Source organism: Bradyrhizobium sp. WSM3983, from assembly GCF_000473045.1.
Taxonomy (GTDB): Bacteria; Pseudomonadota; Alphaproteobacteria; order Rhizobiales; family Xanthobacteraceae; genus Bradyrhizobium.
Map to the genome: position 1 here is coordinate 411,129 of NZ_AXAY01000003.1, position 14,661 is coordinate 425,789.

At 64.0% G+C, this 14,661-nt stretch carries 13 protein-coding genes; 8 read left to right on the forward strand and 5 right to left on the reverse strand.

What is annotated here, in order from left to right:
• Nucleotides 1-37: 37 nt before the first annotated feature.
• The 4 genes from YUA_RS0107170 (at nt 38) to YUA_RS43590 (ending at nt 4,085) form a co-directional block, all read left to right on the forward strand.
• Nucleotides 38-994, forward strand: a complete 957-nt coding sequence (locus YUA_RS0107170) for a helix-turn-helix domain-containing protein (protein ID WP_027530065.1) — start codon at nt 38-40, stop codon at nt 992-994.
• 54 nt (nt 995-1,048) lie between these two features.
• Nucleotides 1,049-1,339 carry a hypothetical protein gene (locus YUA_RS0107175; protein WP_245285120.1) on the forward strand — a complete coding sequence of 97 codons (291 nt, stop codon included), beginning with the start codon at nt 1,049-1,051 and terminating at the stop codon, nt 1,337-1,339.
• Between the two features lie 115 nt (nt 1,340-1,454).
• Nucleotides 1,455-2,480: an aldo/keto reductase gene (locus tag YUA_RS0107180; RefSeq protein WP_027530067.1), complete on the forward strand. Its 1,026-nt coding sequence runs from the start codon at nt 1,455-1,457 to the stop codon at nt 2,478-2,480.
• A gap of 183 nt (nt 2,481-2,663) precedes the next feature.
• On the forward strand, nt 2,664-4,085 hold the full coding sequence (locus tag YUA_RS43590) for an MFS transporter (RefSeq protein WP_051383109.1): 1,422 nt from the start codon (nt 2,664-2,666) through the stop codon (nt 4,083-4,085).
• 79 nt (nt 4,086-4,164) lie between these two features.
• Here the strand turns inward: YUA_RS43590 and clpA are convergent, their stop codons facing one another.
• Nucleotides 4,165-6,576, reverse strand: coding sequence for an ATP-dependent Clp protease ATP-binding subunit ClpA (gene clpA, locus YUA_RS0107190; protein WP_027530068.1), 2,412 nt, complete (start codon nt 6,574-6,576; stop codon nt 4,165-4,167).
• 293 nt (nt 6,577-6,869) lie between these two features.
• On the reverse strand, nt 6,870-7,202 hold the full coding sequence (gene clpS / locus YUA_RS0107195) for an ATP-dependent Clp protease adapter ClpS (protein WP_027530069.1): 333 nt from the start codon (nt 7,200-7,202) through the stop codon (nt 6,870-6,872).
• Nucleotides 7,203-7,683: 481 nt separating this feature from the next.
• On the opposite strand from clpS, the gene YUA_RS0107200 reads away from it, so the two are divergent.
• From YUA_RS0107200 to YUA_RS43595, 3 genes are read left to right on the forward strand one after another with little or no spacing between them, the layout of a single operon-like run.
• Complete coding sequence (locus YUA_RS0107200) at nt 7,684-9,087, forward strand: TadE/TadG family type IV pilus assembly protein (RefSeq protein WP_051383110.1); 1,404 nt, start codon at nt 7,684-7,686, stop codon at nt 9,085-9,087.
• Between the two features lie 9 nt (nt 9,088-9,096).
• The gene (locus YUA_RS0107205) at nt 9,097-9,657 is read left to right on the forward strand and encodes a TadE/TadG family type IV pilus assembly protein (protein ID WP_027530071.1); all 561 of its coding nucleotides are present in this window, start codon (nt 9,097-9,099) and stop codon (nt 9,655-9,657) included.
• Nucleotides 9,654-10,247, forward strand: coding sequence for a TadE/TadG family type IV pilus assembly protein (locus tag YUA_RS43595; protein ID WP_051383111.1), 594 nt, complete (start codon nt 9,654-9,656; stop codon nt 10,245-10,247). The genes YUA_RS0107205 and YUA_RS43595 overlap by 4 nt, the downstream gene beginning before the upstream one ends.
• A 72-nt stretch (nt 10,248-10,319) precedes the next feature.
• Here YUA_RS43595 and YUA_RS0107215 read toward each other — a convergent pair whose 3' ends face one another.
• On the reverse strand, nt 10,320-10,658 hold the full coding sequence (locus YUA_RS0107215; protein WP_027530072.1) for a phasin family protein: 339 nt from the start codon (nt 10,656-10,658) through the stop codon (nt 10,320-10,322).
• 388 nt (nt 10,659-11,046) lie between these two features.
• Between YUA_RS0107215 and YUA_RS0107220 the strand changes: the two genes are divergently transcribed.
• Nucleotides 11,047-12,867 carry a D-alanyl-D-alanine carboxypeptidase gene (locus tag YUA_RS0107220; protein WP_027530073.1) on the forward strand — a complete coding sequence of 607 codons (1,821 nt, stop codon included), beginning with the start codon at nt 11,047-11,049 and terminating at the stop codon, nt 12,865-12,867.
• A gap of 221 nt (nt 12,868-13,088) precedes the next feature.
• On the opposite strand, the gene YUA_RS0107225 is transcribed toward YUA_RS0107220, so the two are convergent.
• Both YUA_RS0107225 and YUA_RS0107230 read right to left on the reverse strand, forming a co-directional pair.
• Nucleotides 13,089-13,814, reverse strand: coding sequence for a DnaJ domain-containing protein (locus tag YUA_RS0107225; protein WP_027530074.1), 726 nt, complete (start codon nt 13,812-13,814; stop codon nt 13,089-13,091).
• Between the two features lie 69 nt (nt 13,815-13,883).
• Nucleotides 13,884-14,639 carry a hypothetical protein gene (locus tag YUA_RS0107230; RefSeq protein ID WP_027530075.1) on the reverse strand — a complete coding sequence of 252 codons (756 nt, stop codon included), beginning with the start codon at nt 14,637-14,639 and terminating at the stop codon, nt 13,884-13,886.
• Between the last annotated feature and the right edge of the window lie 22 nt (nt 14,640-14,661).

Below are 14,661 nucleotides of genomic sequence, written 5' to 3' on the forward strand. Positions count from 1 at the left end.
ATGCGGTTTTGCTGGATGTGAAAGGGAGGCCTGTGAGATGCCAATCCAGTTCACGACAGACGGCAGCCCCGGCTACCGCCGGCTCGCCCTCTGGCAGGACATCGTCTGCGACGTCTTCGTCGGGCTCGACTGCAAGTCGGACCTCGGCAGCGCCTTTCACGGCTCGGTCACGCAAGTCGCGCTGGGCAAGGCCGTTTGCTCCGAGGTCTGCTCAGACCGCCAGCACGTGTTCCGGACGCCCTCGCGCATCGCGCGCTCGGATCAGGATTATGTTCTGGTTGCGCTCGGCCATCGCGGCGACGGCGGCGTGGTGCAGGATGGCCGGGAGACCGTGATCCATCCCGGCGAGTTCGCGCTCTACGACACCACGCGCCCCTATGAGCTGAAGTTCAACGACACGTTCTCCCAGACCATCTTCAAGGTGCCGCGCGACATGTTGCAGCGACGGCTCGGCGCCACCGAGACGCTCACCGCGATCACGTTCGGCGCTGACGTGCCGCTCGAGCGGCTCGCCTATGATTTCATCTTCCGCCTTTGCCAGAGCGCGGACCGGCTCGCGCCCAACAGCGCCGCCGCCCTGTCCGAGCAAGCCGTCGATCTGCTCGCCATGGCGCTGAGCGAGCGGCTCGGCGGAACATCATTGCCATCCTCGACCCATCGCTCCGCTTTGCGCTACCGGCTCAAGGCGCATATCCGCGGTCACCTCGCCGATCCCGACCTCTCGCTGGCCGAGACCGCCGCCGCGCTCGGCATCTCCTCGCGCTACGTCAACGATCTCCTCGCCGACGAGGACACCTCGTTCCAGCGCCATGTGCTCGCCGAGCGTCTCGCCCAGTGCAAACGCGACCTCGCCTCGCCCGTGCTCAGCCACCGCCACATCAGCGAGATTGCGTTTGCCTGGGGCTTTAACGACCTCTCGCATTTCGGCCGCGTCTTCCGCGAGCATTTCGGGATGTCGCCACGCGACTTCCGGCAGAGTCAGCTGCGGCATTGAGATGACATTCCGGTCAGCCATCATCATCATCAGCCTTCGCCTCAGGCGAAGGCCATGCTTGCCAATTCCAGATTGTCAGGTCTCGCGACCTGCATCAGGCTGGCGTGCATGAGGACTCACGCGACGATAAGCGGCTCGGAGCTGCTGCTGGGTGTGATCGCGATCCGGCTCGCGGTGCTGGTCCTGGTGGGCTGGGGCCTGACGCTCCTGCCGCGGCAGGCGCGTGACAACGAAGCTGCCTGCGTCCCCCTGTCCGCAGCCAGGATCGCGGCGCAACCTGCTGCGACGACGGTCGGTACGCGCGTCGCAGATGCAGCATTCGATGACATGCGTCTGCACGACTAGGCCATATTCCAAGCAAGGCGGGTATGTCAGCGCGCGATAGGACAGCGCGGCTGCTTGCACTACGATCCGCCTCCAAGGCCGCGTCAATCAATCAGCGGCCGTGAGGAGCAGTTCGATGGAATACCGACGCTTGGGCCGGTCCGGCCTCATGGTGCCCGCTTTGAGCCTTGGCACGGGCACGTTCGGCGGCGTCGGCCGTCTCGCGGCATGGGGGACGACCGACGCCACGGAAGCGCGGCGCCTTCTGGATATTTGTCTCGAGGCCGGCGTGTCGATGTTCGACACCGCCGACGTCTATTCGCTCGGTGAATCCGAGCGGGTTCTCGGCGAAGCCATCAAGGGCCGCCGCGACAAGGTGCTGGTCTCGACCAAGGCCACGTTCCGCTTCGGCGACGGCCCCAACGACGTCGGCTCGTCACGCCAACATCTGCTCGCTGCCATCGACGCTTCGCTGAGCCGGCTCGGCACCGACTATATCGACCTGTTCCAGCTCCATGGCTTCGATGCCTTCACCCCGCCCGAGGAGGTGCTCGGGACTCTCGATACCCTCGTGCATGCCGGCAAGATCCGCTATGTCGGCGTCTCGAATTTCTCGGGCTGGCACCTGATGAAGTCGCTTGGCGTCGCCGACAAGCACGGTTTCCCCCGCTACGTCGCCAACCAGACCTACTATTCGCTGGTCGGGCGCGACTACGAGTGGGAGCTGATGCCGCTCGGTCTCGATCAGGGGCTTGGCGCCGTGGTCTGGTCACCGCTCGGATGGGGCCGCCTCACCGGAAAGATCCGCCGCGGCCAGCCGAAGCCTGAAGTGAGCCGCCTGCCCCAGACCGCGGATTTCGGGCCGCCCGTACCGGACGAGCACGTCTATCGCGTGGTCGAGGCCATCGACGAGGTCGCAAAGGAGACCGGCAAGAGCGTGTCCCAGATCGCGTTGAACTGGCTGCTGCAGCGTCCGACCGTCTCGACGCTGATCATCGGCGCGCGCAACGAAACACAGCTGCGCGAAAACCTCGGCGCGGTCGGATGGTCCTTGACCAAGGACCAGATCGAAAAGCTCGATGCCGCGAGCAAGGTGACGCTGCCTTATCCGTACTGGCACCAGCGGGGGACCTTCTCCGACCGCAACCCGCCGCCGGTATAAGAAGCGAACGTCGAGCGCGGCTTGGCTTGGGTTGCATCAAGCGGGGCCGCGCTACTCATGTCCGCGACGCCGGGATGGTCTGCCTTGGCGCACAGGAACCGTCCGTGTCCTGCCGGGTTGCGATGCATCGCGCAATTCCTTAACCCGGGGAACATCACGGCTCGAATCAAGCACGCCTCCACCATGTCGTCTGTCCCGATCGAGCATGTCGACGGCCTGCCACAACCCCAGCGCAATCAGGCGATCCTGACCATTGCGCTCGGCATCACCATGGCCGTCGTCGACAGCGCTATCGCTAACGTCGCGCTGCCGACGATCGCAGCCGACCTCAATGCGAGCCCCGCCTTCTCGATCTGGATCGTCAACGGCTACCAGCTCGCGATCACCATCTCGCTGTTGCCGCTGGCTTCGCTCGGCGAGATCGTCGGCTATCGTCGCGTCTATCTGGTCGGGCTTGTGCTGTTCACGCTCGCATCCGCTTTCTGCGCGCTGGCGCATACGCTGCCGTTGCTCACGATCGCACGCATCATCCAGGGGTTCGGCGCAGCCGGCATCATGAGCGTCAACGCAGCGCTGGTTCGCTTCACCTATCCGCGCAGCCTGCTCGGCCGCGGCATCGGGCTCAACGCGCTCGTCGTCGCCTTCTCCGCCGCGGTCGGGCCGACGCTCGCTGCCGGCATCCTCGCAATCGGCAGCTGGCCCTGGCTGTTCGCCATCAACGTTCCGCTCGGCGTGATCACGCTCGTGCTCGGCCTGCGCAGCCTGCCGCATACGACGCCGGCGAGCCATTCCTTCGACTGGCAGAGCGCGGGGCTCTCGGCGATCACCTTCGGCGTCGGCATCGCCGCGATCGACAGCGTCGGCCACGGCGAGGCGACAACCACCTGCCTCGTCCAGTTCGCCGTCGCGATCGTCGCCGGCGCGTTGCTCATTTATCGCGAGACGCATGTGAAGTCGCCGCTGCTGCCGGTCGACCTGTTGCGCATCCCGGTGTTCGGGCTCTCGATTGCGACCTCGATCGCCTCGTTCTGCGGGCAGATGCTGGCCTTCGTCGCGATTCCCTTTTACCTCCAGAGCCGCTTCGGCTATTCGGCCGTGCATATGGGCCTCTTGATCACGCCATGGCCGATCGCGGTGGCGTTTGCGGCCCCCCTCGCTGGTCGGCTGGTCGAGCACTATCCGGCAGGCCTGCTCGGCGGCATCGGGCTGACGCTGTTCGCCTGCGGTCTCGCCGCGCTCGCCTTCCTGCCCGCAAGCCCGACGCCGCTGGACGTGATCTGGCGGATGGCGCTGGCGGGCGCCGGCTTCGGCTTGTTCCAGACGCCCAACAACCGCACCATGATCGCCGCCGCCCCGCGCGAGCGCGCGGGCGGCGCCAGCGGCATGCTCGGCACGGCGCGCCTGCTCGGCCAAACCACCGGAGCCGCGCTGGTTGCGCTGTTCCTCGGCCGCTATCCGGTCGAGGGAACCCGGATCGCGCTCCTCACTGCCGTTGGATTTGCCCTCTGCGGCGCGATGCTGAGCATGCTGCGGCTGTCGCCCGCCGGCGCGCGGGGGGCCGAACACGTCCGGGTGCAGGACGACCAGCGCCTACGGGGTGAATGAGGTCGTCCGACAAGGCGTGACGCTCGCAAATAAAAAAGGCCGGCTTCTCAGCCGGCCTTTTCTATTCATGATGCACCGATCAGGCCTTGACCAGCGGGCCCTTCGAGGTCGGCCCCTTGGAGCCGCCGGGGCCGCCCGGCTTGTTGGGCTTGCCCGGCGGGCGCTTGCGGGCGCCGGGCAGCTTTTCCTGCTTCGGCGTGACCGGGCCCTCGACGAACTCGAAGCCGATCTTTTCCTTGGTCTCGTCGGCCTCGTCCTTGACCAGGACGACGCGGACGTGGCCGCCACCCTTGAGCTTGCCGAACAGCACCTCGTCAGCCAGCGGCTTCTTGATGTGCTCCTGGATGACGCGGGCCATCGGCCGCGCACCCATCTGCTCGTCATAGCCATGCTGGACCAGCCAGGTCTTGGCGGGCTCGGAGAGCTCGATGGTGACGTCGCGGTCGCCGAGCTGCGCCTCGAGCTGAAGCACGAACTTCTCGACCACGGTGCCGATCACCTCGACACTGAGATGGCCGAACGAGACGATGGCATCGAGACGGTTGCGGAATTCCGGCGCGAACTGCCGGTTGATCGCCTCGTGGTCGTCGCCTTCCCGCTTCGAGCGCGTGAAGCCGAACGCCTGCTTGGCGAGATCCGATGCGCCCGCATTGGTGGTCATGATCAGGATTACGTTGCGGAAGTTGACCTGCTTGCCGTTGTGGTCGGTGAGCCGGCCGTGATCCATGATCTGCAAGAGCACGTTGTAGAGGTCGGGATGCGCCTTCTCGATTTCGTCAAGCAGCACCACGCAATGCGGGTGCTGATCGACGCCGTCGGTCAGGAGGCCGCCCTGGTCGAAGCCGACATAGCCGGGAGGCGCGCCGATCAGGCGCGACACCGTGTGCCGCTCCATGTATTCGGACATGTCGAAACGCAGCAGCTCGACGCCGAGCGACGCCGCGAGCTGCTTGGCCACCTCGGTCTTGCCGACGCCGGTCGGACCCGAGAACAAATAGCAGCCGATCGGCTTCTCCGGCTCGCGCAGGCCCGCGCGGGCGAGCTTGATCGAAGCGGCAAGCGACTCGATTGCCTTGTCCTGGCCGAACACGGTGCGCTTCAGCGTCTGCTCGAGATGCTTGAGCACCTCAGCGTCGTCCTTCGACACGCTCTTCGGCGGGATCCGCGCCATCGAGGCGATCGTGGTCTCGATCTCCTTGATGCCGATCGTCTTCTTGCGCTTGTTCTCGGCGACCAGCATCTGCGCCGCACCGGACTCGTCGATCACGTCGATCGCCTTGTCGGGCAGCTTGCGGTCGTGAATGTAGCGCGAGGAGAGCTGCACCGCCGCCTCGATCGCCTCATTGGTGTACTTCAGCCGGTGATAGTCCTCGAAGTACGGCTTGAGACCCTTGAGAATGGCGATAGCATCCTCGACCGTCGGCTCGTTGATGTCGATTTTCTGGAAGCGCCGCACCAGCGCGCGGTCCTTCTCGAAGTGTTGACGGTATTCCTTGTAGGTGGTCGAGCCCATGCAGCGGATCGTGCCCGAGGCGAGCGCAGGCTTGAGCAGGTTCGATGCGTCCATTGCACCGCCCGACGTCGCGCCCGCACCGATCACGGTGTGGATCTCGTCGATGAACAGGATGGCGTTGGGATGTGCCTCCAGCTCCTTCAACACCTGCTTGAGGCGTTCCTCGAAGTCGCCGCGATAGCGCGTGCCCGCGAGCAGCGTGCCCATGTCGAGCGAGAACACGGTCGCAGCCGCCAGCACCTCCGGCACCTCGCTGTCGACGATGCGCTTGGCAAGGCCCTCCGCGATCGCGGTCTTGCCGACGCCGGCCTCGCCCACGAACAGCGGATTGTTCTTCTGGCGGCGGCACAGCACCTGGATCGCGCGGTTGATCTCGGAATTGCGTCCGATCACCGGATCGATCTTGCCGTCACGCGCCTTCTTGTTGAGGTTGACGCAATAGGTCTCGAGCGCCTCGCCCTTCTTCTTGGCGTCCTCGGCACCCTTGGTCTCGGTCTCCTCGTCGACGCCGCGCACCGGCCGCGCCTCGGAGACGCCCGGCCGTTTGGCAATGCCGTGGCTGATGTAGTTGACGGCATCGTAGCGCGTCATGTCCTGCTCCTGCAGGAAGTAGGCGGCATGACTCTCGCGCTCGGCGAAGATCGCGATCAACACGTTCGCACCGGTCACCTCTTCGCGACCGGAAGATTGCACGTGGATCACTGCGCGCTGGATCACGCGCTGGAAACCGGCGGTCGGCTTGGCGTCGTCGGCGCCATCCGTCACCAGATTTTCGAATTCGGTCTCAAGATAATTGACGAGGCTCGTGCGGAGCTTGTCGAGATCGACGCTGCAGGCACGCATGACGGCGGCTGCATCGGAATCATCGATCAAGGAGAGCAGGAGATGCTCGAGCGTCGCGTATTGGTGATGACGCTCATTGGCGATCGCCAGTGCACGATGCAGGGATTGTTCAAGGCTTTGGGAAAAAGTCGGCATTCGCGTCCTCTATGGCCCCCACCATCATGATCGCCATCGCCCGGTCAGGCAACAACAACCTTTGTCACATATAGTTATACAAGATCGCGGCAAAAGACCGGTTCCGCGACTCGATGGGCATTACGCGCCCACCGCATTCTCGATGCAAAACCCGTTCCGATTTGGGCAAAACTACCCATTTGGGCAGGATTGGCATCGGCGCTGATCTTCGCCGGATCGTGCAGCGGTATCCGCTGACATCACACACCGCACGAACAGAACCGATCTAAAGAACTCGGGACTCGAACGCGCGGTTACTTCTTTTCCATCACGCATTGCAGCGGGTGCTGGTGCTTGCGGGCGAAATCCATCACCTGCGTCACCTTGGTCTCGGCAATCTCGTAGGTGAACACGCCGCACTCGCCGATCCCGTGATGATGGACGTGCAGCATGATCTTGGTCGCGGCCTCGACATCCTTCTGGAAGAACTTCTCCAGCACATGGACGACGAATTCCATCGGCGTGTAGTCGTCGTTGAGGATCAGCACGCGATAGAGGTTGGGCCGCTTGGTCTTTGGTTTGACCTTGGTGATGACGGACGTGTTCGGACCCGCCGGGCCGCCGGAACGGTTCTCATCGTTGCTCATCCGGGGAGCGTGGGCGGCGGCGGCCGCGGTCAGGTCTAGTCTGGAAGTCAGTTTCGGCATGGCTCAGGCGTTCAAATTCCCCACGGAAGCGTATGACGGTTTGCCGCGCGGTCCCGGACTCGGGAGCTTCGCGCGGGCGTACCGCCTTGTTGGATCGCCGCTTCCAGCCGGTCCGGTCGGAGCCGGATCGATTGCTGGGAATATGGGCCCGCCCCCGGCTCGCCGCAAGCATGCAAAGGCCCAGCCGATGCGGCCGCGACGGTCCGATTCCCGGTCCGGGCGATCCGGGCCAAGGTTAATCAATCCGGACCGATTTGACAAAATAATCCGTCCTCGGTTTCACCGACATTAACCAGAAACCCCTTCGGCGGTGGGGCGCGACCTTTTGCGCGCAATCGGCCCCGGTTTTGTACGGTCGAGTTTACCTGATGTTCAACCGCGCGGCTTGAAATCAGGCAAACCAGAGATTTCGGGGAACGTCATGTTTCGCCTGCCCGCCGCCCGGTGCACTCGTCGACCCCTGGCTCGTTTTGCCGCCGCCGAGCAAGGCAACGTCGCCGTCATCTTCGCGATCATGCTGTTCCCGACCATCTATTTGTTGGGCATGACGCTTGATTACACCCAGGCCCAACGCCGGCAATCGCAGCTGGACGCCGCTGCCGATGCCGCCGCAATCGCGGCCGTGACGCCGTCGATGATGGCCCAAAGCACGACAGTCGCACAGACGACCGCCACAAATATCTTCAATGCGACGGCGAACGCGATCGCCGGCGGCCTGTCAGGGGCCCCTGCCCTGACGATCACTGTCGGCAACACCGGCCTGGTGCGCACTGCGACCGTCAGCTACACCGCGAACTCCAGCAACGCCTTCCCGACGTTGCTCGGTGCCCCCGTGTGGCCGATCAGGGGCGCAGCGACGGCCAGCGCCTCCGGCGCGCCGAACATCAACTTCTACTTGCTGCTCGACGACTCGCCATCAATGGGTATCGCAGCGACGTCGGCCGATATCACCGCCATGATAACGGCCACGAAAAACCAGCCCCTCGGCTCAGCGAACTGCGCGTTCGCCTGCCATGAAGCGCATCCCAATCTCGACAGCGGCGCGAGTGCCTCGACCAAGGACAACCTCACCATCGCGCGCAGCAACAATATTACGCTGCGAATCGACCTCGTGGCTCAGGCGACCGCAAGTCTCATGAGCACCGCGCAAACCGTACAGGCGGCGCAGAACAACACCTACAAGGCTGCGATCTATACATTCGACTACGGATTCAACACGGTCTATGCGCCGTCGGGGCTGCCATCCGCCGACCTGTCGAGTGCCGCGACCTCGGCCGCCAACAATATTTCGCTTCTCACCGTCGACCATCAGAACTGCGTCGTTTCGGGGAGTTGCAGCACCGACTACGGCACCGACATCGAAAACGCGCTCACGAGCGTCAACGCCCTCATGCCCTTGCCCGGCGGAGGGTCAAATCAGACCGGGGATACGCCTCAGGAAGTGGTGTTCCTCGTTACCGACGGGGTTGACGACAAGATGGTGTCGCTGAGCTCGTCCTGCAGCGGAACGCCGCTTGCCAACGGCTCCAAATATCGATGTCAGCAACCGATCAATACGTCGATATGCACGACGATCAAGAACCGGGGAATTCGCATCGCGGTGCTTTATACCGAGTACCTGCCGCTCACAAGCAACAGCTGGTATAACTCCTACATCGCGCCATTCAACAATCCCTCGTCGTCGACCGGACAGATCGCGCAAAATGCGAAATCCTGCGCGTCGCCCGGCTTGTTCTACGACGTACAATCGGGCGGCGACATCACCGACGCACTCAAGAAACTGTTCCTGTTGGTCGTGGAAACGGCCCCTCACCTGACGAACTGAGTTGACCTCATGCCCAAGCTGCGAGCAGCATCCGGAAAGCGACGCCTTCGCGAGCTGTTCGCAACTTTCCGCAAAGACGAAGACGGCGCGAACGCTGTCGAATTCGCGCTGGTTGCACCGGTGTTCATCGCGTTGCTGGTTGGAATCATCCAGATCTTCCTGGTCTTCTTCGGCCAGCAGCTGCTTCAGCAGGTCGTGCAGCAGTCGGCGCGCCAGGTCATGACCGGCCAGGTACAGGCGGCCGGCATGACGCAGACACAATTTTCGACCTTGGTCTGCTCGCAGGTCCGTATCATCTTCAACTGCAACAAATTGATGATCAGCGTTCAGTCCGGGAGCAGCTGGTCGGCGCTGAGCGCGGCTGCACCGACATTGACTTTCAATGCCGACGGCACTGTCGCCAACAGCTGGCCCTACAACCCAGGCGGTCCTTCCGACAAGGTCATCCTGGCGGTGATCTACCAATGGCCGGTCTTCATGGGACCGCTCGGTTTCACCCTGGCAAATCTGCCCAACGGCAATCGCCAGATCACAGCATCCGCCGCTTTCCAGAACGAGCCCTATCAATGACCCGCTTGCCCATGCGCCTGAGGGCATTCCGAGCCGACGAAAATGGCGTGGCAGCCATCGAGCTTGCGATCGTGCTGCCGTTCATGCTGCTGCTTTGCATGGGCGGAGTCGAACTCGGCAACGCGCTCTCGATCAACGTCAAGGTCACGGCTACGGTGCATACCATCGCCGATATCCTGTCGCAGAACAAATGTGTGACGACGAGCGACGTCACCGGCATTCTCAACGCCTCTGCGAAAGTCCTTTCGCCCTATGACATCACCAAGGCTGTGGTGACCGTCTCGGAGGTGCAGCCGACCGGCGACAACGTCACGGCCAAGGTGATCTGGAGTCAGTCGCTTAACGGCACGGCAAGAACGACCGGATCAACCGTCAACCTGCCGACATCCCTTACGGGGGTGCCGACGACAGCTGGGCTTATCCTCGGTGAGGCGACGTACTTCTATACGCCTAACCTCGGCTACACGATCAGCGGGACAGTTTCGCTCAGCGACAGCTACTATCTGTATCCTCGCCAAACGAGCTTTGTGCCGACTATCACAAGCGGGACCACGCCGCCCGTCCCAGGTACCTCATGCCCAAGCTCTTGACGTGCCACCACTCGCAAAAAAAGCCCGGCTGAACCAGCCGGGCTTTTTCGATTCCAGCACGTTTCGAAAGCGTTACTGGGCAGCCGGGGTGAACTTCGACACGACCGTCTCGACCGGCTTGAACGCCTGCTTGGCGAGATCGCTATAGAGGCCGGCGATCTTCTGCGATTCCGCGACGAAGGTCTCGTAGGCAGAGCGGGCGAAATCGGTCTGGGCTTCCATCGCCTTGTCCAGCGACTTCACGCCGGAAAGCTTCTCGACGAAGGACTTGGTGTCTTCAAAGGACTTCTTGGTGTAGTCGCCATAAGCGCTGGCGATCGCCTGGAGGCCGTGCTGCACCGAGGTCGCGGAAGCAACGCACGTCTCGAACTGCTCTTTCCCGTAGTTCTGAAAGTCTTCAACCTTGAACATCTTGGAATCCTTTTCCCTGGCTCGCGTCCGGAAGCCCCGGCTCCCTGACTCTGCCCATAATTAGTGCAACGCACAAAAAAGTCAAGAATCTTGTGCGGCGCACAAAAATCGATGCAAGTTGCGGAGATTCCCGGGCTTTCCCGCAAGGGTTCCTTAAGCTTTTGGAAACTCCGGCACCCTACCCTGATTCCCTGGACGTGTTCACCTTCCGCAGACGGTCAAAAGCCGTTTGAGAACATCACCTTAGCCAGAACAGCGGCTCAGGCCCAACGTCTCCCGCGGCGAGCACCAGCGGAGAGACAGCCTGAGCAGGTAATGATCCCGGGTCCGCAGGGCACAATTTCGCCTCACGAGCCGGTGATCAAGTCACAAACGGGGACGGGGTTCCATGCTTCGTAACAACTGGTCTTCCTCGCGCTTGGCGCGGGTTGGCGTTTTCGGGCTTCTCACGGTCACCACGGCCGTCATCTTCACGACCGATGCCGCCGACGCGCGGCGCTATCGGCGCCACTACGCGCACCACCGGGTGCATCGCGACGTTTCCGAAAGCTATAGCCCGCAATTCGCGTCGATCATCGTCGACGGCAATTCCGGCGCGGTGCTCCAGTCGACCAGCCCCGACGGGCTTCGCCATCCCGCCTCGCTCACCAAGATCATGACCCTCTACTTGCTGTTCGAGCGTCTCGAATCCGGCAAGATGAAGCTCGACACCGAGCTGCCGGTGTCGCAGCACGCCGCCGACCAGGATCCGACCAAGCTCAATCTGCGTGCCGGCCAGACCATCCGCGTCGAGGACGCGATCAAGGGTCTCGTCACCCGCTCCGCCAATGACGCTGCTGTCGTGATCGCCGAAGCGATCGGCGGCGACGAGGACGATTTCGCCGCGATGATGACGCGCAAGGCGCGCGCGCTCGGCATGTCCAAGACGGTCTACCGCAACGCCAACGGCCTTCCCAACGACGAGCAGGTGACGACCGCGCGCGACCAGGCCACGCTCGGCCGCGCCATCCAGGAGCGCTTCCCGCGCTACTATCGCTATTTCTCGACCACCTCGTTCACCTGGCGCGGCGAGCAGATCCGCAACCACAATCACCTGCTCGGCAGCGTCGAGGGCGTGGACGGCATCAAGACCGGCTACACCCGCGCTTCCGGCTTCAATCTCGTGACCTCGATCCGCCGCGGCAACCGCCATCTGATTGGCGTGGTGCTCGGCGGCCGCAGCGGCGGCTCGCGCGACGCCATCATGCGCAATCTGCTCGCGGAAAATCTCGAGAAGGGCGCGACCGCCCACACTGTCGTGGCGGTGAGCGAGCGCAACAGCGCCGACACCAGCACCGACGTCGCCGATGCTTCGGATACCCCGGCCCGTTCCGCGGCGCCGGTTCAGGTCGCGGCCGCCCCGGCGGCCGAGGCACCCGCGCCGCGTGCCGCCTCGCGCCTGTCGGCCCTTGCAGCTGCGACCGCCGCGATGCCGCCGGCCCAGCCCAAGCCCGAAGCCAAGCCCATGGAGTCCAAGATCGAGCCCGCGCCGCTGACCAATGGCGTGATCTCGAACCAGCCGCTCGCTCTCATTCCGGGTTCGTCCGAGCCGATGAAGCCGGTCCGGGTCAAGACGGTTCAGGTCAAGGCCGGCGCGGTCAAGGTCGCGTCCGCCGCCCCGACGCAGGTCGCGCCGCAGGTCACCAACACGATTCCCCCCCGCGCCGACATTGCCGAGACCTCCGGCGCTGTCGTCGCTAGGGCCGACATCGTCAACAAGCCAGAGTCCGCCCGGGCCGAAGTCGCCCGGACCGAGATGCCGCAACGGCCGGCAGGCTTCGGCACCGGCAACGGTATCCTCGGCGTGCTGCCGGCGACCACCGCCGCTGCCCCCGCGCCCGCCCCGGTTGCCAGGCTCGCCTCCGCCGATCCGTCACCGCAGCCGATCCAGATGAGTGCCACCACCAAGCCGGTTGTCAGCCATAGCGGCTGGATCGTCCAAGTCGGCGCGCTCGAGAGCGAGACCGAAGCCCAGCAGCGAATTGAAGCCGCGCGCAGCTCAGCCCGCGGCCTGCTCAGCAAGGCCGATCCGTTCACCGAGCCTGTTGTCGCCAGGGACAACCGCAAGCTCTACCGCGCCCGCTTTGCCGGGCTCGAGCGGGACCAGGCCGAAGCGGTGTGCAAGGCGCTGAAGCGCGCCGACATCTCCTGCATGACCGTCCGCAACTGATCGTCTGACCCTTCCGAACAAATGCCCGCGCCTTGCGCGGGCATTTGTTTTTGGGGATGAGGTGGCGCTGGAGGCTGTTCCGCGACAACCTCTCGTCAAGGATTTACAGTTAAAACTTTACTCAAGGGATCGACCACGCCGACAATGGCGGGCATCGGGGCGACGGCAGACAGAGCAAGCGGAGTTCACGCGGTACGGGCGTTTGTAGCGTGGTGCCGGAGTTAGCCGTTATGCGTACGAAGCAGAGTATCCTTGGCCTCGTTTACACGGGCAGCGAGGTACGTCGAGCCCCCCTGGTCGGGATGCAGTTTCTTCATGAGGGACTTGTGCGCCCGGCTGATGTCGTCGCGCCCCGCCCCCGGCTGCAAGCCAAGGATCTGATAGGCCTCCTCCGCCGTCATTTTGCCGCTCGACGGCGTGCGGCGCTGCCCCCCTGCCGCGTTGCCCTGCGCGTTCTGACGCCAAGCGGGAAACCGGCGGTCCAGATAGCTTTCAAGTAAGGCCACGCTCTCGGCGTCGAACGCAGGGACCATCGCCAGCAGGCTTGCAAGATCGAACTCGTCGAGACTGCGCCCCGCGTGAGGCCCGGCGACGATCTCGCCCGAGAGCTGGCCGGACTCGTGATCGAGCCGCATGTCCAGGAACTGCGAGCGCACGCGCGAGCTCTGGTTGGGCGAGCGTGCCGCTCCACCGCCGAACAAGCCACCAATATTGCCGAAGCCCGCATTCGCCAACGGCGTCCAGCCGAGCAGTCCGGCACCGAATAGTCCGAGCGGAATCGCCACGGCCAGTTCGCCCCGCAAGCCCGTGAAGGCGGCCACCGCGAGCGCGACCACGCCGCCACCGAACTTGATGGTGCGCGCCAGCACCGCCGGATTGGCGGAGCGGAACATCTGGAGCAGCAGATAGAGCGTGATAACGGCGATAACGCCGGCGATCAGTGTCATGGCGGGAATATAATCGCCCTTCCGGCAAAATGCATTGGCTCCGCCGCGGACCGCGCCGGCCTAAGCGGCTTACTTCATCTGTCCGATCAGCTGCGCCGCGCCGTTCGCCGTCTTCGCCAGTTTCAACAATGCCTCGCGGCCGCCGGCGGCATAGGCCGCAGCGGCCCGCAACAGCTCGCGCAACTGCGCCGCCGCGCCCGGATCGAACCGGCACCAGGCCCCGCCGGTCAGACGCGCGATCTCGCGAAACGCCTGTTCGGCGACCGCATCATGGCCTTCCTGAAACAGGAACACCGGCACCTTGAGCATGCCGAGCTCGCCGGCCTTGGCGCAAAGCGCGTCGACCTTCTCCTCCATGGCATCGCCGACGAACACTACGGCACGCACGCCCGATGCGACCGCCTCGCGCCGCGCGTCGGTCAACACCCTGCCGATCTGGGTGTCCCCGCCGCGACAATCGATCTTGCTCATCAGCGTCGCGAGCTTGCCGCTGTCGGAAATCCACCCCGTGGCACGGCATTCGTTGTAGCCACGATAATAGACAAGCCGGATGTCGAGGCTTCCGAGCACCGCGGCCTCGCGAAACATGTCGGCCTGAAGCGCGCAGGCCATGTCCCAGGTCGGCTGGCGGCTCATTGTCGCATCCAGCGCGAAGATCAAGCGGCCCTTCGCACCAGGCGCATGCGGCGACAGCGCACGCGCCTTGGCGACGAAGGCGGCGACGTCCTCCGAGGTCGAGGTCTTGGCCTGCGGCAACGAGCTGTCATTTTCGGCTCTCGCCGAGACGGCATCGCTATCGCGCGGTTTGATGGGGTCGCCTGACATCTGGGGTCGCACTTGGTCTCAC